Raw genomic sequence first — 25,773 nt, 5'->3', positions numbered from 1 at the left:
TGTGAAGACGTGCATTTCATTTTTAAGTTTCCATATTTGTATTCAATTAGATTAAGTGATTAAACATTCCTTTTCGTTTGTGACAAAGGTATTCTATAATATGAAGAAGCAGGTGTTTTATTGTAGCCTGTGTTACATTTAAATGTAACATGACTTTTCCCTGTGTTACAAAATCATTCGCTGGTGTTACGTCCCGGGGTTGTTGACGCTCGAAAGATAGATAATTAAGTGATAAATCCCATATTCCTTTCACTGGCTTCCCTGTCCATTTCGAAAGTTTTCTTATCTTTGCTTACCTTTAAGTATAGAATGCAATGAAAACAGCTCCTAACAAAGCCCCCCTTATAGTCTTATTGTTGTGTTTGGTTGTTCTGCCTTTGGCAGCACAGACCGGTAAGTTTTATTCCACTAACAACGAATTGTCCAGCAGTCTTATCAACCAGATCTTTCAGGATAAGCGCGGATTCATCTGGATAGCTACTGAGTATGGACTGAACCGTTTCGACGGGCTTCGCTTTTCTAACTATAAACACATGTCCGGTGATTCTACTTCCATTAAAAACAATTACGTACGTACACTTTATGAAGACAGCCGGCAGAATCTGCTGGTAGGTTGCATCGACGGGTTGATGAAGTATGATTCGGAAACGGATACTTTCCGGGAGATTCCAATGATACGCGCGGGTAAGCGGGTTTTTCCACACATCACGCAGATGCAGAAATTGCATAATGGTGAGATCTGGGTGGTAACTACCGGACAGGGTATTTTCCGCTTGGACGAAGAGAAGCAGCAGGCGGAGTCCATTGACGCCATCATGAGGCAAGTGAATTATAACTTCCAGTCGAATTTATACGAAGATTCTGATTATAATATCTGGATTGGTACGGAAGGGCATGGATTGATTTGCTATCTGCCCGCTACGCAAGAAGTCCGTGTGTTCAGATATCCGGTGATTAATGATAACTATGTGTCGGCCATTGGTGAAGATAAGTACGGGACTCTGTTCATCGGCACTCAAAAGCATGGCTTGTCCCGTTATGATCGTGAGCAGAACCGCTTTATTCCTGTTCCCTATACGGGTAGCGAGGAGCTGTCCATCTATTGTCTGACGCTGGTGGACGACTGCCTGTTGATAGGCACCGACGGTCAGGGACTGAAGACTTACAATCGGATGACCGGGAAGATAGAGGATTATAGCATCAATTCCGCGCCGCTGGATTTTTCGGAAGGAAAGATACACGCTATCATGGAAGACCGCGACAAGAACCTCTGGGTAGGATTGTTTCAGAAAGGCATTGTACTGATGCCCAAGCAGGAGAATCCGTTTGAGTATTATGGCAACAAGTCCATTTATTATAATCCCATCGGACAAGGATGTGTAATGTCTATCTATCAGGATAGTAACCGTCACCTGTGGGTAGGAGCGGACAATGAGGGAATATTTGAACTGGATGCGGAAGGGAGGAGGCTGCGGCATTATCAGCCCGGCAATGACCCGCGTTCGATGGCTAATACTATTATGTGTATGTACGAGGATACGAACGGAGATTTCTGGCTCGGTACGTACACCCGGGGACTGGCAAAACTAAACCGGAGAACCGGTGAATGTGAATATCCGTTGCCGGTGGACAATGAGAAGATTTTCTCGATCACGGAAGACCGGCATAAGAACCTTTATATCGCTACTTTCGGTTCGGGTTTCTACCGCTATAATCTGGTGACGAAGGAGTTGAAACATTATGAGTCGTCTAAAGATGAGTCGGGCGACCTGACCCGGAATGAACTGGCAAATGACTGGGTGAACTACATCTTTTGTGATAGTGAGGGAATGATCTGGCTGGGACATTATAAAGGTATCAGTTGCTTCAATCCGGTGAATGAGAGTTTCATTAACTACCGCAATGTGAATACTCTGATTGAAGACCGGGTAGGGTATGTTTTGCAGGAAGACCATGCCGGAGATATTTGGGCAGGTACGACGGACGGACTCTATCGCTTCAACAAGAAGACCGAAGAACTGACCTGTTTTACGGTGGCGGATGGTTTGCCTAATAATGTAATCTGTGGAATTTGCGAAGACGAGGAACATAATATGTGGATCAGTACCTATATGGGTATCTGTAAGTATAATGTCGAAAACAACCGTTACATCAATTATTATGCGGGCGACGGATTGCAGGGAAACGAGTTCACGCACGGCGCATTCTATAAAGATCAGGCGGGAAAAGTCTATTTCGGCGGTATAAATGGTATTACCTATTTCCAGCCTTTATCCATAGGGAGTGTGCTGAAAAACACCAAGGTCTGGATTACGGACTTCTTTATCTTCAACCAGCCTGTGCGGAAAAATACGCGTTCGGGAAGGCATACCGTTATCTATACGTCCGTGCCGGATGCGAATATGTTTCAACTGGCTCATTACGATAATACGTTCAGTATCATCTTCTCCACGTTGCAGTATAACAACCCGGAGCAGATATCCTATCAGTATAAGATTGAGGAATTGAGCAACCAGTGGCTCAGCACCGAGCCGGGTGTGAACAGGGTGACTTACAATAATCTTCCGCCGGGCAAATATACTTTCCATGTGCGGGCACTGAGTCACGGCAATCTTTCGGAGATACGTACGGTTAAGATTCTGATTACTCCGCCCTGGTATGAGATGTGGTGGGCGTATTGCATTTATGTTTTTCTGCTCGGCTTGCTTGTATTGGGCATTGTGAATTACATCCTGTCGCGTATGCGCCATCGCCGTGAAATCATGAAGCGCGAACATGCCGAACAACTGAATGAGGCGAAGCTACAGTTCTTTATCAACATCTCGCATGAAATACGTACTCCGATGACGCTGATCATTAATCCCCTGGAGAAGTTGTTGGCCGAAAAGAAGGGAGGGGAAGTACAAAAGACTTATCTGATGATTTACCGGAATGCACAACGTATTCTTCGTCTGATAAATCAGTTGATGGACATCCGTAAACTGGATAAGGGGCAGATGTTCATGAAGTTCCGTGAAACGGATATGGTTGGTTTCATTGATGATGTGATGCTTACCTTCGATTATATGGCACGGAAGAAGAAGATACATTTCAGCTTCGAGCACGCTATGCCGCAGTTGAAGGTATGGGTGGATATGAATAACTTCGACAAGATATTGATGAATATCTTCTCCAATGCCTTCAAGTACACACCGGAGCAGGGTGAAATTACGGTTTCGCTTTCTACCGGGCGCGATGCTGCCCGTCGCGATCCTCTGAAGGAATATTTTGAAATAACGGTCACGGATAGTGGTATCGGACTCGACCGGGAGAAGATAGAGCGCATATTCGAGCGTTTCTATCAGATAGATAATGATGTGACGAAGTCGAATTTCGGTACGGGTATCGGTTTGCATTTGTCCCGTTCATTGGTGGAACTGCATCATGGCATTATCTTGGCAGAGAACAGGGAGGATGCTCCGGGCAGTCGTTTCGTGATCCGTATTCCTTTGGGTTCAGCACATCTGCGTACGGACGAACTGGAAGATGTGGAAGCACTCATCACCCCTCATGCCGTGCTGGTTAAACCGGAAAAGACGGACTTGGAGGAAGTCTTTGAAGAAGGAGAGGGTGAAGAGGATGAGGAAAGCAAGAAGACCGGTAAGGCAAAGAACCGTATGCGCATATTGATAGTGGAAGATGAGGAGGAGATTCTTTCTTATCTGAAAGAAGAATTGGAAGGGGACTATCGGATAATGACCCGGAAGAATGGCAGGGAGGCTTATGATACTATTCTTGCAGATACTCCTGATTTGGTAATCAGCGATATTATGATGCCGGAAATGGATGGTCTGTCACTTTGCCGGAAGATTAAGCAGAATACGAATGTCAATCATGTGCCTGTAATTTTATTGACTGCCAAGTCGAAACCCGAAGATACCATGGAGGGAATGGCAACCGGTGCGGATGCTTATATGGTGAAGCCTTTCAATACGGAGCTGCTGAAGAGTACGATTGCCAACTTGCTTGCTAACCGTAAACTGCTGAAGAGTAAATTCAGTGGTGCGCAACAGCAAGAGGACAAGGTGCAGAAGCTGAGCATGAAATCGGCGGATGAGATATTGATGAGCAAGATAATGAAGGTTATCAATGAGAACCTTTCCAATCCGGATCTGAATGTAGAGATGTTGGCGGCAAATGTCGGTTTAAGTCGCGTCCATGTACATCGGAAGCTGAAAGAACTGACAAACCTTTCGGCACGTGATTTTATCAAGAATATCCGTTTGCAACAGGCTGCCGCACTGCTGAAAGAGAAGAAACTGACAGTTTCCGAAGTGGCGTATGCTACGGGGTATACGAATCTGTCACATTTCTCCAGTTCTTTCAAGGAGGTGCATGGGATGTCACCTAAGGAGTATATGTTGGCACATCAGGGGTAAGTTTTAGGAATTTATTTATTACTTTTCCGTTTTGCTTTATTGCCAACCTTCATTTACAAACCTTGATTTAGCCATTCCTTTTAGTACCACATTATTAATATTTACCTGTGCCGCTTGTGCATCAGTTATCACTTCTTTCTTGGCTAATCTTTCCGCAATCAGGCGGAAGTAGCCTTCCTGGCTTTCTTGCAACCGCCCATCTGCCGTAAATGAGTTTTTGAAGTGTTTCGGTTTAGGAACGATAGAAGCCAGGAAAATACTTTCTTCTAAACTTAACTGTGAGGGGCGTTTGTTAAAGTAGAAAGATGCCGCTTCGTGGATGCCGTAAACCATAGGCCCCCATTCCGCTATGTTCAGGTAAACTTCGTACATGCGTGCCTTCGGAGTGAGGTGTTCGGTTTCGATGAGCCAGACGATAAGCGCTTCTTCCAGTTTGCGGGCAATGTTTTTGTTACGGTTCAGGAAAACATTCTTCACCAATTGCATGGAGATCGTGCTACCTCCGCGGGCAAACTTGCGAACTTCCAGGTCATGAATCAGAGCTTCTCGCATGGCATCCGGCAGGAATCCCCGGTGATAGAAGAAAGCTCCGTCCTCGCTCTGCATGACAGACATTTGCAGCAGAGGAGAAATACTGTCCAAGGGTGTGAAATTCTCCCATGACGGACCGACTGGGAAGGTGTATACGGGTTGTCCGTTCTCGTACGCTGTATAGATAAACTCATCGGACATCTTACCTAAATCCGTCTTTCCATAATGGAGAATACGGAAATCTTTTTCTTTCAGTTCCGACTCAAACTTCAAACTATCCAGTTGAGAGAAATCCACATCCAATAGAAAGTGATAAGCTAATTGTCCGGTAGTGCCGAGACCTTCCAGGTTTTCGAAAAGTCCTTTGGGCAATGAACCGAACAACTCTTCCGAAGGGAACCAGGGTTTCCGGACAGAAGCTATAAAATGCCACTCTTTCTTGCCTGTACTTTTCCCAACACGTTCTGCCTTTAAATAAGGATGGAAGGTCAGTGCATTGAAACGTACAAGGCTGGTACTATCCAGTTCTACGGCTTGCGGACTGACATTTACGTGGAAATCCAGTTGTCCGCGATCCAGGTTGATCGTCTCGGGCGACAACCGCTTATGATATACCTGCAATCCCCGTACTTCCGACTGGCCAACCAGACATGTGAGTCCGTTGCTTGCTTTTTCTTGTGAGAAGTTGCACGTCAGACTGTCGAACTGTACTTCTGCACCGAATCGGCGGTGGATATAAGGAACAGTCAGTTGTGGAGCATGTAAAGTTGCATGCAATCGCCTTTCCGAAGGATTAAATTCTCCTTCGGTATTCCATTGTTGGTTCAGGCTGTCTTCCAGAACTGTTATTTCTGATTGGAAATGATAGTCGTCAATCACAAAGCGGGGAATACGGAAGCTGACGAAATTACGGTCTTTCCGCTCAGTGATTGTAAGATGGGTGAGTTCACCGTTTCCGGGTAACAGGCCGAAAAGGAGATTTAATGTTGTATTGATGCGACGGGTGTAATCGGTACTGGTATTGCTTTCATTGGAGGCAGTTACTTCGGAAGAGGGCAGGAAAAGGAAATCATAATTGGCTGTAGAGTCTTTTTTTATGAAATTGAGTGAAAGTCCGTCCAGGCAGACTTCTTTGATCTTGATATCTCCCCACAGCAGTTTCCAAAGGCCGATACGGATATTGAGAGATTGAAGGGAAAGCAATGTATCTCTTTTCTGTGGAACCACATTCAGTCCGTCGACGGAGATCGTATTCAACCCCTTCATGTGGAGTTTATTGTAACTGATGTCCAATCCGTAACGCTGTTCCAGTCTGACAATGCGTTTATCTGCGATATGGCGCAGTAGGCTTCCCCGGAAGATGAAAATACCTGTTGATAAAAGAAATAGCAGCATGAGACATGCTACTATTACTTTGGTTATTTTTCGTTTTATCATACTCTTTACTTTTCGGGCGTAAAGGTATGGATAAAAATGTAAGTTGCTACTCTTTAAGCTTAAAAACGGGAATCATTTGTTCCCTTTCCAGATGGAGAGAACCTTCTTTCGTATCAGGAGGATGTTTAAAGCGGATACCACTATAAATAAGATACTTCCGGCAAGGAGACAGGGCAGAAGAGAGCCTGTTTCCAGTTGTGGAATGAGAATTTGCAGGACTCCGGTGTAGTAAGATCTTAACCAGGCTACACCAATGACGGCGAGGAGCAGTACCAGTAAATTCAAGCCTACGGTCAATACATGATAAGGCAATGCGACTTTAGAAGGACTGTAACCTATTAATAGTAGGTTTTCTAACTTTGCCGTATTCTTCTGAAGCAGCAAGAATACACTTAGCATCAGGATATAAAAAGACAAGATACTGATAAATAGTCCTACTCCTGAAACAATACCTGTGATGAGGCGGAGGAAATAGGTTGTTTTTCCGGCATCCAGGTTGTCTCCTTCGGTTTCATAGTTCTTTTGTTGGAAGTAGTCGGTGATGGCTGTATCTGTGGGATTCTTTACTTCCACGATGAGGCGGGAGGGTTGCGCTTCCCGTTCGGGGGCGAAATTCTGATTTGCCCACTCCATGAAGGATTGAGGAACAAGGATGGTATTCAACCGATTGGAGAAGCCGACGATATTTCCTTTGTATTGTTCTACACGTCCGTTGCCACGCATGTTGATATCCATTTGTATCAGTCCCATTACACCTTCCGATAATTTCGGCAAGTTGCGGCTTTGCGCAAAACCAAAGTTGTAAAGGTTCAGGTAGTTGCGGGGAATGATGATAGGTATGGTTTGTGTACCTTCATCAAAGTGCCACTTGTCCAGGCTGACATCGACAAAAGCATCGGGAACAGATTCAAAAAACATATCCGTAGAAATACGGATACCGGCTTGTTGCATTCCCAGCCCTGCCGACACTTTGAAAAGGGTAGGTGTGAAGGCGCCTACGCTGCGTGTAAAAGGTTGTGCTTCCAGCTCCTTGATTTCATCTTTGGAAAAAGTATTGCTTTGTCCGGTAATGCTGCCGAGGGTACTGATCTTTTTGGTAGCGATGATATAATCTTTCTTCATGAAGCTGTCTCCCTGCGTGAAGACGGGAAGAACATCCTTATAAAATTGCACGCTCAACAGTACAATCAGCATACCGAAGATGTTGGCGAGAAAAAAGCCACTTAATTGTCCGATGCTGATGTGCTGACGGAGAAGTTTCCAAACAAGCTTGTTCATTGAAATTATATGTTTTTGTTAAATGATAATTTAGGGAACTGAATACCTGAAATCAAGACAGGCTGAAAGCCTGATATTACATAGCGTAGGGCGACGCCCTACGTGATTATGTATATCTTTAATTTAAGCCCTGAAAGGGCGCAATTAAGCATCAACCTTTATATCGTCCTTTCAGGGCTTAGAAATGGGGATGCACATTACGTAGGGCGATGCCCTACGCTATATAATGCAAGCCTTTCAGGCTTAAAATTCAGCCCGCTAAATTATCATTTATAGTTTCATCACTTTATTATATTCTAATTCTATATGTTTTCCAATGGAAGTAACAATTATTCCTGCGCCTTGCCGTTCGGCTTCTTCGGTCAGCATGCGTCCCATAAGTGTGCCGTTATCATCATCCAGGTGGCTGATAGGTTCATCCAGAAAGATGAAATCGAATGGTTGGCAGAGGGCACGGATGAAGGCTACACGTTGCTGTTGTCCGAAAGATAACTTTCCGGCTTTCTCGTTTACTTTCTCGGCGATACCGAGTGTTTCAAAAAGTGCAAGGATTTCTTTTTTCTTCTTATAATTGGTGAGTCGGTTCTTCAACTGGACGTTTTCCAAAGCCGTCAGTTCAGGGAAGATACGTAGCTCCTGGAACAGCATGCTCAATGAATGTTTTCGTAATTCCACCCACTCATGAATGGAGAGCGAACGGATATTGCGTTCATCAAAGTTGATGATACCCTGGTAATCGCGGCGATATCCGTAGATATAGCTGCATAGAGAAGATTTACCCGTGCCGGAAGCTGCTTCTATCAGATACCGCTCTCCTTTCCGTAGCACAAGGTCTTGATGCCACACGTCGGATGTGATGGCATCCCGGTCGGCAAACACTTGGGGAAGTGTTTGCCTCAGATGAATGATTTCCATTATTTATCGGGATTAGATGCCTGCAAACTCTTTGATGAAGTTTACGATCTGTTTCAATGCATTTACGTTTTTGTCTTTCAGTTGAATAACTATATCTGCATTATTATTGGGGTCGCCAACAGCTTCTACATAAGCTATCTTGTCAACCAAAGCAAAAGCTGTTGCATATTGTGTGCCGCCATATTCTGATAACATCTTCACAATCGGCAAAGCAAGAATTGCTTCAGCATTAATGACGAAAGCACTGTTTTTACCTTTGATGTTGGATGCAAATTCGGTATCCTTAATGGATGGATTAACGGCTTTATCTATGCTCTTGTACAACATTTCGTCATTCGTAGCATACAAACTATTGTTGCGAACTCCGAAGAACAGGTTCAGTGCCTTTGATTTATATACATATTCGTTTTCTCCCAGTTTCAGGATGTCGTCTCCTCTTTTTAAGCCCAGTTCGCTTTTCTTCTCATACAATAACTGTACGGGGGCAGCACTCTTTACACTGGCGTACATCAGGAAAGTGGGAGCATTATTTATAGTGAAGTTTATCAGCCCCATTGCAATATCTTTCTGGAATGTGCCGAACAACTCTTTTACTTCATTAGCCTTGGCTATGGAGAAATTCTTCTGGAACTGCTCATTTTCCAACAACATGTTATAGAACTCTTCTCCATTGATACCCATGCTGAGATACATCAGGGTGGATTTCGGGAAGTATTTCAAGAAAGTGTTTTCTATGGGGCAGGTTGCCTTTTTTTGCTTGTCGAACAAAGCTTGCAGTTCCGGGTTTTCTGTGAAGCTCTCATACTTCATGCTTACCTTACCTTTATCAAAGGAAAGGCTTCCCAACATTTTCATATCTTTCAGGTCAATGTTGTAGGGCATATCGCTTGCCTTGATCATATTGGCATAAGGACCCAGCAGGCTTGCCGGAGAGAACATAGTGCTGATATCTCCTCCCATCTTCTGCATCTTTTTGAAGACAGTAGTTGAAACAATGCTGTTTTCATTCGTCTGTTTCAGCAAAGCAGGAATATTCTCTTTGATTTTCTCAAGCTGGGTAGTGCCGCTATAATTGGTCAGCATAAGCACTGAAGGAGTATATGCTATGAGTACCTGGTTTCCCATTTGTGTGAACTGAAAACCGTCACTGCTTGCCAGAGGCTGACAGACTTTTTCTTTTTCCAATGTTTCCAGCAGTGCATGCAGGTCGTCTTCACTGCTGACTTTGGCAACGATAGTAGTAGGGAATGTTTCCGTGGTGAAGATATACAAAGGTTCCGATACATCGATTCCCGATTTCTTCGGATCTTTCATTATCATTTCCACTTGCTGGAATGTTGCAGCATTCATGCCACTTTTCAAAGCATTCGTCAGCTTTTCCTGTACTTCTTTGTTCTCCTTGTCATTGAGGCCTGCTTTGTCAGCCAATGATTTCAGGTTGATGCTGACTACCGTATGGGCATTGGCAGGAATCACATCGGTGTATTCTTGCTTCTTCTGGGAACATGCGCTGACAAGAGCTACCACTACAGCCATCAACGCCAAACGGGGAAACAAACTTTTCTTCATATAACTATTATTTAAGTGTGATTATCATTGATTTTGTAAGTTCAGAATATGGCAGGCCACCAGAGCTGCCGTTTCTGTACGCAGTCTCGACTTTCCCAGACTAATGGGAGTAAAGCCGTTTTCTATTGCCTTTTGCACTTCTTCTTCACTGAAGTCTCCTTCCGGACCGATTAATACCAGTGCATCTTCTCCTTTGTGGAATACATCTTTCAACAGAGGCTTTTCTCCTTCGTAACAGTGAGCTATGAACTTCTGTCCTTTGAAAGGCTGCGTGATGAACTTATTGAAATCCGTCATTTCATTCAGTTGTGGCAAACGGGCTTTAAGGGATTGTTTGATGGCTGACACCAGTATTTTACTGATACGTTCGGTCTTGATAACTTTCCGTTCCGAGAAGCGGCAGTTCAGGAAAGTCAGTTCATCGAAGCCTATTTCAGTGGCTTTTTCAGCAAACCATTCTGTGCGATCCATATTCTTGGTCGGGGCCATGGCAATGTGCAGATGTCCGTTCCATAGAGGTTCCTGATAAGTAGTCTCCAGAATGTTTACTATGCAACGCTTGTTGGTAGCAGCACTGATTTCTGCACGATAGAAATAGCCTTTGCCATCGGTCAATGTAATCAGATCGCCAATATTGAGGCGTAGTACGCGGATGCAGTGTTGGGCTTCTTCTTCGGGAAGTTCGGCACGGGTTTGTATGTCGGGTGTATAGAATACATGCATAAGTCTATTTCTGTTCTTTTCGTTTGGTAATTTCGTCCCTGATGTGGGCTGCTCGTTCGTAATTCTCGTTGGCTATGGCTTCTTGCAATGCCTTTTGCAGCATCTCTATCGTATCTCCCTGGAAGAATTCATCATCATGTGGGGAAGGGTTTTCGCCCATAGGAGCTACACTACCGGTTTCGTTCTCTTTTCCGGTCTTGAGTTGTTCCGCTTCCAGAATCTCCTCGTAAATAAAGATGGGGGCTTTCATCCGTAAAGCCATAGCAACCGCATCGGATGTGCGGGCATCCATACGAATGATTGCATCGTCTGCTTTCAGGTAGATATAAGAATAGAATACACCATTGTCTACCCTGTAGATAAGAGCACGCATCATATTCACTCCCAATACTTCCAGGCACGAAGCGAAAAGGTTGTGAGTCAAGGGGCGTGGTGGAACAATCCCTTTCAGGTTGATTAGCATTGCCTGAGCTTCCGCCGCACCAATGATAACCGGTAATTGGCGGGTGCCCTCCACTTCTCCCAATACCAAAGCGTAAGCTCCTGCTTGTTCCTGACTATTGGAAATGTTTAGTACTTCTAGTTCTATTTTCTTCTTTTTATCCATAATATTTTTCCGAGTGGCTGGTAGCTACCAGCCACTTGCTACTTACTGCTTTTTATTTACTGCTTCTTCCGGCCGGTGCTTGTACTTGAATACCAAGGCAAACAAAATACCGATAACCAGTGCATAAGCAGCAAAGATCAACCAAATTTGGGACCACTCTCGGCTCACCAGTCTGCCGTCGGCATATACCGAGAAGGCATCTACTACGGCACCGCTGGCGTATCCTCCAATAATGGCACCCAAGCCGTTGGTCATCATAAAGAATAATCCCTGGGCACTGGCGCGGATATTGGAACTGGTTTCTTGTTCAACAAACAACGAACCTGAAATGTTGAAGAAATCGAATGCCATGCCATACACGATCATGGATAGGATTAACATCCACAGTCCTGAACCCGGATCACCGAAACCGAACAAGCCGAACCGAAATACCCATGCAAACATACTGATCAGCATGACCTGTTTAATTCCGAAATGTCTCAGGAAGAAAGGTATGGCGAGAATAAATAATGTTTCAGACATCTGCGAGATGGATAGCAGGATAACCGAATGCTTCACACCGAAAGACTCTGCATATTCCGGAATACTGGCAAAACTACCTAAAAAAAGGTCGCCATACGTGTTAGTAATCTGCAACGCTGCTCCCAGAAGCATGGAGAACAAGAAGAAAATAGCCATTTTCTTTCTTTTGAATAGTACGAATGCATCCAGTCCTAAAGAAGAAATCAGCGATTTATTTCCGGTCTTGGCAGGTTTACATGCCGGCAGGGTGAAGGAGTACAGACCCAGCATTAATGCGGATGCACCACCTACATAGAGTTGGGCGCTTGAGTTCTTGAATCCGGTAAGGTCCACCGCCCACATTGCACAAATGAAACCGATAGTGCCCCATACGCGAATGGGTGGGAAATCTTTGATGAGGTCACACTTATATTGTTCAAGCGAATTGTACGAAACTGTATTGGCCAGTGATAAAGTAGGCATATATACCAATAAATTGAGCAGCATTGCCCAATACATCTGGTCATACCCCGTAGCCGTGGAAGCATAGAAAAGACAGGCAGCCCCTGCAATGTGGCAAAGTCCGTATAAGCGTTCTGCATTAAACCATTTATCGGCAATGATACCAATGATGCCAGGCATAATTAGAGAGGCGATACCCATGGTTGCGAAGATTGCACCGATTTGACCTCCTTCGAAGTGTAGTTCTCTGCCCATGTAACCACCTAATGAAATTAACCATGACCCCCATACGAAGAATTGCAGGAAGTTCATGATGATCAAACGAACTTTTATACTCATGACTTTTCTAATTTGTGTGTTTCCTTTTCACATTAAATAATAGATGCAAATATAATATTTTCGTTGATTGCGTGAGCAAGTTAATTGATAAAAAGCGCATAAAAGTGAAGAATGGTGAAGAATAGATGGTAAAAAGTGGAGTAGGCAGGTGTATATAAAAAAAGAAGGCTATCTATCCCAGACAGCCAATCTTTATTAACCTTAAATCTAATACCATGAAAAACACAATGCAAATGTAGAGGTTTTATGTTATACAACATAGTGTTTTAGTGATTTTCTTCTTTGGTTTAACATCTTTTAGAATATAAAGGGTGCTTTCCCCCTTTATAAGGACCAAAGTACATGCACTATTTATTCTACATACAACACTAATCCTTTCAGATATTCCCCCTCGGGATGATATATACTTACCGGATGGTCGGCGGGTTGCGTCAGTTGATGCAGGATGCGAACGCTGCGACCGGACATTGCAGCTGCTGTGAAGACTGCCGTGCGGAAGTTTTCTTTGCTGACTGCTTGCGAGCAGGAAAAAGTAAATAGAATACCGCCCGGTTTGATCTTCTCGAAAGCTTTTACATTCAGTTTGCGGTAACCTTGCAGGGCATTGCGCAAAGCATCGCGGTGTTTGGCAAATGCAGGCGGGTCCAGAACAATCAGGTCGTATTGGTCGCCCATGCGATCCAGATATTTGAAAGCATCTTCGGCAAAAGCTGCATGGCGGGCATCACCGGGGAAATTCAATTCTATATTCTTATTCGTGAGGTCAATTGCTTTAGCTGAACTGTCTACGGAATGTACCAGTTTGGCATTTCCACGCATACCATAAACAGAAAAGCCACCGGTATAGCAGAACATGTTTAATATGGAACGTCCATTTGCATAACGTTCCAGCAGTGCGCGGTTCTCGCGTTGATCCACGAAGAAACCGGTCTTTTGTCCTTTCAACCAGTCAATATGGAATTTCAGTCCATATTCCATAGCTACATTATCAGTGCTACCACCTTTCAAGAAACCGTTTTCAGGGTAAAGATCAGCCTTGAAGGGAAGAGTCGTTTCTGATTTATAATAGATATTCTCTATTTTATCACCCATTACTTCACTGAGAGCATTGGCTATTTCCATACGGTCAAGATGCATACCGGCAGAGTGTGCCTGCATCACGGCGGTGCGGGCATAAATATCAATGATTAGTCCGGGGAGGTTATCACCTTCTCCATGTACCAGTCTGTAAGTATTATTAGTTGGGTTCTCGGCAATGCCAATGCTACGGCGCATCTCATAAGCAATACTGAGTTTACGTTTCCAGAAATCGGAATCGATAGCCTCATCCTGATGGAAAGAGAGTACGCGTACGGCAATGCTGCCAATCTGGAAATGTCCTTTGGCAATGAATTCCTTTTTGGAAGTATAAATTTCTACTACTTCGCCTTCTTCGGGTTCACCGTCGAAATGAGCGATAGCACCCGAAAACACCCAGGGATGAAAACGTTTTAATGACTCTTCTTTGCCAGATTTGAGATATACTTTGTACATGCTGTTATAGTGATTAACGATTAGCTGTTAGTGATGAGTGAGTAGTATCACACTGATTATTGGGTTATAATTTCCTCTGTTTCGTCCGGTGCCAACTCATAGTCACCACTGATTTTTAATTCTTGCAGTCGGTTATAGATGTTGAGGCATGCCCATGCATCGGTAGCCGCATACTGTTTCTGAGGTTCGGTCAGGTGTTCGGCTTCCCAGTTGGAAAGACGTTGCGATTTGGAAATCTTTTCACCGAACAGGATACCATAGATTTTCTGCAAGCTCTTGTCCTGTATGCCGAACATACGGACATATTCTTGCAATTCGATGCAGGCGCGTTGTTCAAAGGGAGCACGTTTGTGCAGCATCATAAAGTCATCCCGCAACGAAAGGCCGACTTTGGTGACCGATGGGCTTTCCAGCAACGAAATAATCGGAAGCGTCAGGCCGGTCAGGTTCAGGCGGAAGAGGAAGCAATCTTTTTCAGAGGATACCTGTAGCAGCGCAACCTTGTGTGATTGTCCTTTGGTGAATGACGGGCGGGTTTCGCTGTCAATTCCCAGCAAAGGATATTGCTTCAGGTAAGTAACTGCCTTTTCTGCTTCCCAGGGGGTTTGTACCAGATGTATTTGTCCTGGAAAGAGAACTTTGGGCATCTCTTTGATATCTTCCTTTTTAATCGTTTTTTTAATAACCATAATTTAATTCTTTATTCGTGATGGTGATGGCCGTGGCAATGGCAATCATCATCGTCGCAATCGCAATGACCATGATCGTGGCCATGACAATCACATTCTTCTTCATCTTTAAAATCATCATCTTCCGGTTCATCTTCTTCGGATTGGCGGTATTTCACGTCGTGTAGTGCACGTAGCGTGTTTACCAAGGTTTGTCCCCAGTACTCTTTGAATTGCTCCTGGCAGATGGCGAGGGAGTCGTTCATTGTTTCATTCAATCCCAGTTGGAAGACGAAAATGAAATCTTTGATGGCTTGGTAAATATCCGCCAGGTCTTCGGAAATATTCTTCTTGATGGGTTGGTCGCTATAAACCATATCTTGTATGAATACATCCAGATAATCATCCTTTTCGGCAAGAATACCGGCAAGGTTGATGCGAAGCACTTCATATGTTTCCTCCGTCACATAGCTTTCGGGGGCTTCATCGCCTATTATTTCCGTTTCGGGCAGCATGGCAGCCTTGAGGTAAAGTAGCGGAAGTATCTTTAATGAGGTATCGACAAATGTATTGCGTTTCATCGTCTCCGCCTGTTCCAGGAATTTACAGAACTCGGCAGCTACGGTGACGAACTCCACCACGTTGCGGTCGAATATCACTTGGCTTTCTTTTTTCATAATCTACTTGATTTTGAAACGCAAAGATAGTGCAAACGGAGTGCAGTAGCAAATTTATTTGCATTTTACTGAACAATAGTTCGTTAAACATTTCATTCACATTTATGCTGCCTTCACTGCCACCGTTTTTATAATAATGTACGGGCGCATATGCGATCGCGGGCGCGAATTTCCTTAACTTTTTCTTTAAGCTGTGTTACACACATTTTATGTTAATAGGTGGTAGCTGTCCCTACCTATTAATATAAAATGTGTGTAACACATAAAATAGAAAAACTTCATTTTTTAGATGGAAGTAGTAGAATATACAGTTCAGATAAGTGCATTGCCTGATTCAGATAAGTGTGCAAGCCAACGCAGCTATAAGCGTTACCCGATGCAGATAAGTGCGCAAGCTAACGCAGCTATAAACGTCTGGTTTGCGCATATTTCCATCCCTTCAATCTTCTATTGTGGATATACGGTCTTTCTATCCTGTGCATTGATGCTTCTACTGTATGAAATCAATGGTTTCCATTTTTCTGCTATAATCGGTTGTATCTGCCGTTTTCTGATAAGCCATGATATATAAAGGCTTTCTTTCCTTGTTTTCGCATTGCCTTTTCTTTATCTTTGCTTTCCAAACCTCTAATTTGTAGTTAACCTATGACAAAACTCTTATTTCTGGGAACTCTCCTGTTCTCTACAATATGCCTGAATGCCCAAAATATGGAATCTTATCAGGAAGCCGCTAATCCAGTAGCCGTCAATCCGGCTTTATGGTCTGAAGTGAAAGCCCCGCAAGTCAGTTGGGGAAGTACGGATGTACGGTATAAGAAGGAAGAACCTGCCGCTATTTCCGGAATAAAGAAAAGTATTAATCTCACAGCCTGGAAAGGTGAAAAAGTATCTGCCCAACTGGTAGTGTGGACTCCTGAAACATTAAGCAATCTGACTTTCACTGTCAGTGATCTGACTTCCGGTTCCGAAACCATTAGTAAAGATGATATTCGGACTAGTTTTGTACGCTATGTCATGACCGACGAACTGAACAAGGATGGGCTGGGGGCATGCGGCTACCGCAACAGTGCCGACTTTGACTCTACTCTGGTAGCGGATGTACTTGATCATCTTACCCCTTCCCTGGTGATTCCTGCCAACTCAGCCCAAGGAGGCTGGATCAGTGTTCGGGTGCCGCAGCATGCTGAAGCCGGAAAATATACGGGAACGGTTACCGTGCGAAACGGAGATACTGCCTTGTCTGAACTGAAGCTGACTGTCAATGTAAAGAACCGTATCCTTCCTGTTCCTTCCGAATGGGCTTTCCATCTGGATCTATGGCAGAATCCCTATGCTGTGGCGCGCTATTATGGTGTGGAACCATTCAGTGACAAACATTTTGAACTGATGCGCCCGTTGATGAAGTTGTATGCCGATGCAGGCGGGAAAGTGATTACTGCTTCCATCATGCACAAGCCTTGGAACGGGCAGACGTATGATGCTTTCGAGAGCATGGTCACCTGGCTGAAGAAAGCCGACGGTACTTGGTATTTTGATTATACGGTGTTCGATAAATGGGTGGAGTTTATGATGAGCACAGGCGTCAGGAAGCAAATCAGTTGTTTCTCTATGGTACCTTGGCGACTTTCTTTTCAATACTTTGACCAGGCGAGCAATTCATTCAAATATCTTAATGCCAAGCCGGGAGAAGCTGCTTACGAAGAGTTCTGGATAACGATGCTGAAATCGTTTGCCCGACATCTGAAAGAAAGAGGATGGTTTGAGATTACTCATATTGCTATGGATGAACGCCCTATGAAAGACATGCAGGAAACATTAAAAGTAATCCGCAAAGCCGATAAAGATTTTAAGGTTTCACTGGCCGGAACTTATCACGCTGAATTGGTGGATGAACTGGATGATTATTGCATTACGATTGCCGAGAGATTCCCGCCTGAAACGATTGATTCACGCCGTGAAGCCGGAAAGGTAACCACTTTTTATACCTGCTGTTCGGAACCTCGTCCGAACACCTTTACTTTCAGCCCACCTGCCGAAGCCGAATGGCTGGCATGGCATAGCGCTAAAGAAAATCTGGATGGTTATCTGCGTTGGGCATTGAATAGCTGGGTGAAAAATCCGTTGCAGGATAGCCGTTTTACTGCGTGGGCGGCAGGAGATACTTATCTGATCTATCCCGGTGCTCGTTCATCCATCCGCATGGAGCGTCTGACCGAGGGGGTGCAAGCTTTTGAAAAAGTGCGTATTCTGAAAGAAGAATTTAAGAAGAAAGGTAATAAAGGTGCTATTAAGGATATTGAGAAAATATTGCAAATGTTCGACGAGCGGAGTTTGGGAGAAATCCCGGCAGTTACTGCTGTAAACAAAGCCAAAGAGGTAATCAACAGATATTGATAGGCATCTGGCGGAAAGATTGGTTGATACCTCTTCTCAATTCGGAGAATCTTTAGAAGGTAAGGTTATAAAAAGAGCAATATTTTTATTACTTTTGCACCAATCTATCATTTACTAAGGAATTATATTCATGGCTAAGAAAAATTCAATTAAAGATACGGAACAAACTCTTTCCTTGTTTGGTAAAATAAGGGCAATCTTTAAAAACGAAACCATTCACTTTGTTATTGGCTTGATACTGGTCATCTTTTCTGTATACTTGCTATTAGCCTTTTCTTCGTTCTTCTTTACGGGAGCGGCGGATCAAAGTATTATTGACTCGGGCAGTGCGCAGGAACTGGCTTCTACCAATAATGGAGTGAAAAACTATGCCGGTTCGCGCGGTGCACAGTTAGCAAGCTATCTCATTAACGACTGCTTCGGCATCTCGTCTTTCTTCATTCTTGTGTTCCTTGCAGTGGCGGGACTGAAGTTGATGCGTGTGCGTGTGGTTCGGCTTTGGAAGTGGTTTATCGGATGCTCGCTATTGCTCGTCTGGTTCTCTGTCTTCTTTGGATTCGCTTTTGTGGAGCAGTACAAAGATTCTTTCTTATATCTGGGCGGTATGCATGGATACAATGTTAGCAATTGGTTGGTGTCGCAAGTGGGCGTGCCGGGCGTTTGGATGATTCTGTTGGTGACTGCTATCTGTTTCCTTATCTATATCAGTGCACGTACCGTGATCTGGTTACGGAGGCTATTTAGCCTCAGTTTTTTGAAGCGCAAACAGAAGGAAGAAGAAGAGAAAGGTGAAACGCCGGAAGAGTTTACAGACTCTTGGACGGCGAAAGGAAAGAAGAAACCTGCTTCTGTTCCTGATGTGGCGGAGTCTGATACGAAAGAAGAAGAAACTCCCATTGAAGTTCCTGAACCGGTAATAGAACCGGAAAATGAAATAACACTGGATTTAGGTGGTATTACAGAACCCCAACCTGTCAAGGCAACAGGGGAAGAAGTTTCTATGATTATTGAAACTCCAGTCTCCGATCCTGCTCCTTCTCTTCATGAGAAACCTGCAGCGGTAGAACCTACTTTTGAAATAGAAGCTGCAGAGGATGATGACGAATATAAAGGTCCGGAAAAGGAACCTTATAATCCTCGTCTTGATCTGGAAAATTATCGCTATCCTACTGTCGACTTGATGAAGCATTACGATAATGCCGAGCCGACTATCGACATGGCGGAACAGAATGCCAATAAAGATAAGATTATAAATACGTTGCGCAGTTTTGGTATTGAAATCAGTACGATCAAGGCAACGGTGGGGCCTACGGTAACGCTGTATGAAATCACTCCCGAACAAGGCGTGCGTATCTCTAAAATTCGTGGTCTGGAAGATGATATCGCCCTTAGCCTTTCAGCATTGGGTATTCGTATCATTGCACCGATTCCGGGAAAAGGAACGATTGGTATTGAAGTGCCGAACTCTAATCCGAAAATCGTTTCCGGACAGAGTATCATCGGCAGTAAAAAGTTCCAGGAGTCTACTTATGACTTGCCGGTTGCCTTGGGTAAGACAATTACCAATGAAGTGTTCATGGTAGACTTGTGCAAGATGCCGCATATGCTGGTGGCCGGTGCCACTGGCCAGGGTAAGTCTGTGGGACTGAATGCCATTATTACTTCTTTGCTCTATAAAAAGCATCCGGCTGAACTGAAGTTTGTGTTGGTAGACCCGAAGAAAGTAGAATTCAGCATCTATTCGGTGATTGAACATCATTTCCTAGCTAAGCTGCCCGATGGAGAAGATGCTATTATTACAGACGTAACCAAGGTAGTGCAAACGTTGAATTCTATCTGTATAGAGATGGATACGCGTTACGACTTATTGAAAGCTGCACATGTGCGTAATATCAAGGAATATAATGAGAAGTTTATCAATCGCCAGTTGAATCCGGAAAAGGGGCATAAATTCATGCCTTATGTAGTAGTGGTGATCGATGAGTTCGGTGACTTGATAATGACGGCAGGTAAAGAGGTCGAATTGCCTATTGCCCGTATTGCCCAGTTGGCGCGTGCGGTGGGTATCCATATGATTATCGCTACGCAGCGTCCGACAACAAATATCATTACCGGTACAATCAAGGCGAACTTCCCGGCGCGTGTTGCGTTCCGTGTATCTGCCATGATAGACTCTCGTACTATTCTCGACCGTCCGGGAGCTAACCAGCTGATCGGACGCGGTGATATGTTGTTCCTGCAGGGGGCTGATCCTGTGCGTGTGCAATGTGCCTTTATCGATACACCGGAAGTGGCGGAAATCACGAAGTTTATTGCCAAGCAGCAAGGATATCCTACTGCATTCTACTTGCCCGAATATGTCAGTGAAGATGGCGGAAGTGATCTGGGAGATGTGGATATGGGACGTCTGGATCCGTTGTTCGAAGATGCTGCCCGTCTGATTGTTATTCATCAGCAAGGTTCTACTTCATTGATCCAACGTAAGTTTGCCATTGGTTATAATCGTGCAGGGCGATTGATGGATCAATTGGAAAAGGCTGGAATTGTGGGACCTGCACAAGGCAGTAAAGCGCGTGAAGTGCTTTGTGTCGATGAAAATGACCTGCAAATGCGTTTGAACAATTTACTGTAAATCGTGTTAAACTAATGATGAAGAATGTTCTTTTAATCTGTATCTGCCTGTTCGGTCTGGTATTGCCGCTTTCGGCACAGAAAATGGATGCCAAAGATATATTGGACCGTACAGCTACTGCCTTCCGTCAGGCGGGAGGTATTCAGGCTGATTTTACGGTTCAGACGTATGCTAAAAGTACCTTGCAAGGAAGTTCTACAGGGGCTATTCGTTTGAAAGGAGAAAAGTTCCTGTTGGATGCCGATGGCGTGAAGACTTGGTTCGACGGTCGTACGCAATGGAGTTATCTGGCTAACAATGATGAAGTTAATGTTTCCGAACCTACTCCCGAAGAGTTGCAAAGCATTAACCCTTATGCCTTATTGTCCATTTATAGACAAGGGTATCATATAAAGTTGGGTAAAGCTGATATTTATGGGGGTAAACCTGCTTATGAAGTGATACTGACAGCTTCTAACAGGAAACAGGATTTGCAGTGTGTTATTATCTACGTAACGAAAGATACCTTTCAGCCTCTGTGCATCAGTATGACTCAGAAGGGTGGGAATAGCGTAGCTATCCGCATTACATCTTATAAAACAGGAGAATCTTACAACGATAATCTTTTCATTTTTGACAAGAAGGCGTATCCGACTGCCGAAGTGATTGATTTAAGATAAAGGTATATACCTTCACCTTTTACAATCTGAAGATTGTGCTACGGATGGTAAACAAAGAGTTTTTTTAATTGTAAATTGTAAATTGTTAAATTGTAAATAGAATGATGGAAACAGAAAAAGTAAAATGTCTGATTATAGGTTCTGGTCCAGCCGGTTATACTGCAGCTATTTATGCAGGGCGTGCCAACCTTTCTCCGGTGCTTTATGAAGGATTGCAGCCGGGTGGTCAGTTGACAACTACTACAGATGTGGAGAACTTTCCCGGTTACCCGGAAGGTGTCAGTGGCCAACAATTGATGGATGACTTGCGCAAGCAGGCAGAACGTTTCGGTGCAGACCTGCGTTTCGGTATTGCAACTGCTTCCGACCTGAGTGCAGCTCCATATAAAGTGACGATTGATGAAGAAAAAGTGATTGAAACAGATACGTTGATTATCGCTACAGGTGCTACCGCTAAATATCTGGGACTGGACGATGAAAAGAAATATGCCGGTATGGGTGTCAGCGCTTGTGCTACTTGTGACGGCTTCTTCTACCGCAAAAAGGTAGTGGCAGTAGTGGGTGGCGGTGATACGGCTTGTGAAGAGGCTGTATACCTTGCCGGACTGGCTAAGAAGGTTTATCTGATTGTGAGAAAACCCTTCTTACGTGCTTCTAAGATCATGCAGGAGCGTGTGATGAAGCATGAAAATATTGATGTACTGTTTGAACATAATGCTGTAGGTTTATTTGGAGAGAACGGTGTAGAAGGTGTTCATCTGGTGAAACGCATGGGTGAACCGGATGAAGAACGTTATGATTTGGCTATCGATGGATTCTTCCTGGCTATCGGTCATCAGCCGAACTCGGATATCTTCAAGGCATATCTGGATACGGATGAAACAGGTTATATCATTACAGAAGGTGACAGTCCTCGTACGAAAGTGCCGGGTGTGTTTGCGGCCGGTGATATTGCTGATCCACATTATCGTCAGGCTATTACGGCAGCAGGTAGTGGTTGTAAGGCGGCACTCGAGGCTGAGAGATATCTTTCATCCAAGTGTCTTGCCTAAAGTAGCGTAAAGAAATGCTTCCCTTGTGGATAGCAAAATAGTATAAAAAGAAAGCTCCGGATTATCATTCACAATCCGGAGCTTTCTTTTTATTAATATACTTCTATCTCATCTACATATAAGTCTGAAGGAATTATATCTTCCGGTGAATCTTTCCGGCAGTCGATGCCATTACGCAATGTTCCACCACTCTTCAATGTCACTTTGATGTAACGTGCTTTGGTAGGCGTACATTCCAGAGCGTCGGTGAACATTTTTCTGCCATGTTCCGGATATTCTCGAGTATAGGATGCCTGAGCTATTTCCTTAAATTCCTTACCGTCAGTTGATACCTCTACGCGAGCTGCACTTGCAGGCAGAACACGGAAAGCAGGGTTATAAAGTGTACCGAAAACAATCTTACTGATAGTGATCGGTTTCTCCATATCTACAGAGAATACGAGTTCATTGTTGTTTTTCTCGTTCAGCTTAAAAGCCACCCACGGTGTGAAAGAAGCGATATTACCTCGTTTTCCATTGGTCAATCCCAGTGTAGTGGTATCTGTGCCCAATACATCGTTTTCTCCGAAGATATCTCCACTCATCCAGCCCCAATGAGGAGTGGTAGTGTATCGTTTTCCGCTTATCAGGTTTGCATACAGTTTCTTACCGTTTACTTTCCCAAGCATCTTACCATCTTTGAAGGTCGCCGCCTGTAAGTCTATATTGCCTTCCCAGATAAAGGGTTGTGTGTAAAGTTCGGATTTGGCAGTCGGCGCACTTCCATCCGTTGTGTATCTGATTTCAGCATCCGGATAGAATGTTTCCAGCACAGCTTTCAATGTTCCGTCGTATACATGAGTGTTGATGTTTACATCAAAGAAATTACGGCAAGCTTTCACATTGATAACATCCATACGTTCGAAATCTTCTACCATGCGGTTCCGGAAACTGTTCCAGTTTTTTCTGCTGTTCTGCGTCCAGCCTGTTTCTGCCAAAGCTACGGCACGGGGGAATGCTTGGTAGTCACGGCGTTCGTCATTCTGCATATATTCGTTCCAGATATTACCTTGCACACCGATAATATGTTTCTTTATCAATTCTTCCGCATCATCGGGAACAGGATTATAACTATATGTTTTCTTAAGTGTATTATATCCACCGATAGTAGTCGGTGCAGTTTCCGGTTCCTCCTGGTACTGGTCCAGATAAGCGTACGGACTCGGAGTCATAATTGCATCATGCCCGGCTTTGGCAGCTGTGATACCGCCTTCTACACCGCGCCAGGACATGACTGTTGCATTGGGAGCCAGTCCGCCTTCCAGGATTTCATCCCAGCCTATGATATTTCGTCCTTTACTGTTGAGGTATTTTTCCATACGGGTGATGAAGTAACTTTGCAGCTTTTCTTCTTTCGTATGCTTCTTACCGTCAATGGCATTCGGAGTGATGTCGTCTTTCAGACCTAACTCTTTGATTAATCCTTGGCAATGTGCGCATTTCATCCAGGCATCCTTGGGACATTCGTCACCGCCAATATGAATATATGAACTGGGGAACAATTCTATAACTTCATCCAATACACCTTCCAGGAATTGGAATGTTTCTTCTTTGGGACAGAAGACTTCTTCGAACACACCCCATGTGCCGGTTACTTCGTATGTCGTATCCGGTCTGCAAGACAGTTCAGGGTAGGAGGCAAGTGCTGCAATAGCATGTCCCGGCATTTCTATTTCGGGAATGACAGTGATATACTTACTTGCTGCATAGGCTACTATATCTTTAATTTCCTCTTGGGTATAGTATCCGCCATGTTCTTTTCCATCGAAGATTTGCGGCCAGTTTACATAGTAGTAGTCTATCAGTGTCTCTTTCCGTTTTGAACCTACTTCCTGTAGTTTCGGGTATTTCTTGATTTCTATTCGCCAGCCCTGGTCATCTGTCAGGTGGAAGTGGAAGATATTCATCTTATGCATGGCAAGCATATCGATGAATTTATAAATATAATCGGTGGTGGAGAAGTGGCGGCAAACATCCAGCATCAAACCGCGGTAAGGAAAACGGGGAGAATCTTCTATTTCGACGGCGGGTAGAGACCAGTTAGCACGTTTCACTGTTGCTTTTCCATAAACAGCAGGCGGCAACAGTTGGTACATAGTCTGTACTCCATAAAAGAAACCGTTGGGATGGGATGCTGAAAGGGTGATTTCATTTGGAGTGATAGAAAGCTTGTATCCTTCTTTAGGCATTCCATCTTCCGTAACGAAACGTATATCAGGTTGTTCCGGATTTTCTTGCGGGTTACTTTGCAAAGAGATACCGGAGGTCAATTGGATACGGGCGATCAAGCTATCTGCAATGGCTTGTACTTCCGGAGTGCAACTGGCAGTGGCGACAGATACTTTATTACTCAGTTGAAAACGTCCCTCTTGAGGAGTCATTTGATTGGGCATCGGAACGATGTTATACTCGTTCACTACCTCTTTTTGATTTTGCTGACAGCCGGAGGAGGCACACAGCAGGCTTGCTAATAGCAAAGCACTTAATCCTTTTTTCATGGCATTTATGTGTGTTAAGTTTATAAATAGGGTAAAACAGGAAAGAGGAAAAAACAGTAATTGCCTTTAGGGGGAAGACAATCACTATCCTTTATCCTATTTTACTTATTTTCTTCAGTTTTTCCTCATCGATGACCTTTATTTTCCGTCCATCAATCGTGATAAGGCGTTCGGTAGCGAATTGTGATAAGGTACGGATAGCATTGGAGGTTGTCATATTAGACAGGTTTGCCAGATCTTCGCGTGAGAGATAAATACTGAGGGTGGAACCGTCTTCTTCCAGTCCATAACTTTCTTTGAGGAAAAGAAGTGATTCGGCCAGTCTTCCGCGAATGTGTTTCTGTGTTAGGTTGACGGTACGCTCGTCTGCAATTCCCAGGTCGATAGATAATTGCTTGATGAAGAACATGGCAAGATCATTGTTTTGTGAAACCAATGTTGTGATAGCGCTCATTGGTATCAGGCAAATAAGAGAGGGTTCGAAAGCAGCAGCAGCAGTAACATAGTCTTCTTTGGCAAAATAGGCGCGATAACCGAAATATTCTACAGGCTTAATCATGCGGATAATCTGGCTTCTGCCGCCAACGCCATCCTTGTAAATCTTGACCTTTCCGTTCAAGAGGCACATGAGATATTTCGGAGTCTCACCTTCGCAGTGAATGACCTCATTTTTCTTATAATTCTGGAGCGTAAAATGGTTCGCGAGAAATTCTCGCTGCTCTTCATTCAGGGGCTCCCACATATCGGCTATCAGCTCCGGAACATTCACGTCTGACAAATTCATTTTTACCATAACTGCTGCAAAACTGTGTTATACAGCACAAATGTAAAAAGAAAAAAT

At 44.1% G+C, this 25,773-nt stretch carries 18 protein-coding genes; 6 read left to right on the top strand and 12 right to left on the bottom strand.

Annotated features, from left to right (window positions below):
- Window positions 1-314: 314 nt before the first annotated feature.
- Complete coding sequence (locus DW036_RS04065) at window positions 315-4,418, top strand: hybrid sensor histidine kinase/response regulator transcription factor (RefSeq protein ID WP_118461496.1); 4,104 nt, start codon at window positions 315-317, stop codon at window positions 4,416-4,418.
- 36 nt (window positions 4,419-4,454) lie between these two features.
- Here the strand turns inward: DW036_RS04065 and DW036_RS04060 are convergent, their stop codons facing one another.
- The 10 genes from DW036_RS04060 to DW036_RS04010 form a co-directional block, all read right to left on the bottom strand.
- A complete protein-coding gene (locus tag DW036_RS04060; protein ID WP_118461494.1) occupies window positions 4,455-6,386 on the bottom strand; it encodes a biosynthetic peptidoglycan transglycosylase in 1,932 nt (643 codons plus the stop codon).
- A gap of 72 nt (window positions 6,387-6,458) precedes the next feature.
- Complete coding sequence (locus DW036_RS04055; protein ID WP_118461492.1) at window positions 6,459-7,664, bottom strand: ABC transporter permease; 1,206 nt, start codon at window positions 7,662-7,664, stop codon at window positions 6,459-6,461.
- A 270-nt stretch (window positions 7,665-7,934) separates the two neighbouring features.
- A complete protein-coding gene (locus DW036_RS04050; RefSeq protein WP_007215518.1) occupies window positions 7,935-8,579 on the bottom strand; it encodes an ATP-binding cassette domain-containing protein in 645 nt (214 codons plus the stop codon).
- Window positions 8,580-8,591: 12 nt separating this feature from the next.
- Window positions 8,592-10,148: a DUF4836 family protein gene (locus DW036_RS04045; RefSeq protein WP_118461490.1), complete on the bottom strand. Its 1,557-nt coding sequence runs from the start codon at window positions 10,146-10,148 to the stop codon at window positions 8,592-8,594.
- Window positions 10,149-10,172: 24 nt separating this feature from the next.
- Complete coding sequence (locus DW036_RS04040; RefSeq protein ID WP_118461488.1) at window positions 10,173-10,871, bottom strand: 16S rRNA (uracil(1498)-N(3))-methyltransferase; 699 nt, start codon at window positions 10,869-10,871, stop codon at window positions 10,173-10,175.
- Window positions 10,872-10,875: 4 nt separating this feature from the next.
- A complete protein-coding gene (locus DW036_RS04035) occupies window positions 10,876-11,478 on the bottom strand; it encodes a bifunctional nuclease family protein (RefSeq protein WP_118461486.1) in 603 nt (200 codons plus the stop codon).
- Between the two features lie 42 nt (window positions 11,479-11,520).
- Window positions 11,521-12,780: a nucleoside permease gene (locus DW036_RS04030; RefSeq protein ID WP_118461485.1), complete on the bottom strand. Its 1,260-nt coding sequence runs from the start codon at window positions 12,778-12,780 to the stop codon at window positions 11,521-11,523.
- A 351-nt stretch (window positions 12,781-13,131) separates the two neighbouring features.
- On the bottom strand, window positions 13,132-14,313 hold the full coding sequence (locus DW036_RS04020) for a class I SAM-dependent rRNA methyltransferase (RefSeq protein ID WP_118461481.1): 1,182 nt from the start codon (window positions 14,311-14,313) through the stop codon (window positions 13,132-13,134).
- 56 nt (window positions 14,314-14,369) lie between these two features.
- Window positions 14,370-15,002, bottom strand: coding sequence for a 3'-5' exonuclease (locus tag DW036_RS04015; protein ID WP_118461480.1), 633 nt, complete (start codon window positions 15,000-15,002; stop codon window positions 14,370-14,372).
- An 11-nt stretch (window positions 15,003-15,013) separates the two neighbouring features.
- On the bottom strand, window positions 15,014-15,658 hold the full coding sequence (locus DW036_RS04010) for a DUF5063 domain-containing protein (RefSeq protein ID WP_118461478.1): 645 nt from the start codon (window positions 15,656-15,658) through the stop codon (window positions 15,014-15,016).
- Window positions 15,659-15,947: 289 nt separating this feature from the next.
- Here DW036_RS04010 and DW036_RS04005 point away from each other — a divergent pair, with 289 nt between their 5' ends.
- The 5 genes from DW036_RS04005 (at window position 15,948) to trxB (ending at window position 22,395) form a co-directional block, all read left to right on the top strand.
- Window positions 15,948-16,229 carry a hypothetical protein gene (locus tag DW036_RS04005; RefSeq protein WP_118461476.1) on the top strand — a complete coding sequence of 94 codons (282 nt, stop codon included), beginning with the start codon at window positions 15,948-15,950 and terminating at the stop codon, window positions 16,227-16,229.
- Window positions 16,230-16,303: 74 nt separating this feature from the next.
- Complete coding sequence (locus DW036_RS04000) at window positions 16,304-18,052, top strand: DUF4091 domain-containing protein (protein ID WP_118461474.1); 1,749 nt, start codon at window positions 16,304-16,306, stop codon at window positions 18,050-18,052.
- A gap of 130 nt (window positions 18,053-18,182) precedes the next feature.
- Window positions 18,183-20,684, top strand: coding sequence for a DNA translocase FtsK (locus DW036_RS03995; RefSeq protein WP_118461472.1), 2,502 nt, complete (start codon window positions 18,183-18,185; stop codon window positions 20,682-20,684).
- Window positions 20,685-20,698: 14 nt separating this feature from the next.
- A complete protein-coding gene (locus tag DW036_RS03990; RefSeq protein WP_118461470.1) occupies window positions 20,699-21,343 on the top strand; it encodes a LolA-like putative outer membrane lipoprotein chaperone in 645 nt (214 codons plus the stop codon).
- 101 nt (window positions 21,344-21,444) lie between these two features.
- Entirely contained in the window at window positions 21,445-22,395 is a 951-nt protein-coding gene (gene trxB / locus DW036_RS03985) for a thioredoxin-disulfide reductase (protein WP_187374546.1), read from the top strand.
- Between the two features lie 92 nt (window positions 22,396-22,487).
- On the opposite strand, the gene DW036_RS03980 is transcribed toward trxB, so the two are convergent.
- Both DW036_RS03980 and DW036_RS03975 read right to left on the bottom strand, forming a co-directional pair.
- A complete protein-coding gene (locus DW036_RS03980; protein WP_118461468.1) occupies window positions 22,488-24,932 on the bottom strand; it encodes a glycoside hydrolase family 20 protein in 2,445 nt (814 codons plus the stop codon).
- Between the two features lie 91 nt (window positions 24,933-25,023).
- A complete protein-coding gene (locus DW036_RS03975) occupies window positions 25,024-25,725 on the bottom strand; it encodes a Crp/Fnr family transcriptional regulator (protein WP_118461467.1) in 702 nt (233 codons plus the stop codon).
- Window positions 25,726-25,773 lie beyond the last annotated feature (48 nt).

This window comes from Bacteroides sp. AF39-11AC, from assembly GCF_003474285.1.
GTDB lineage: Bacteria > Bacteroidota > Bacteroidia > Bacteroidales > Bacteroidaceae > Bacteroides.
Note: the sequence above shows the minus strand (reverse complement) of the source record. Positions and strands in the feature narration are given on the sequence as shown.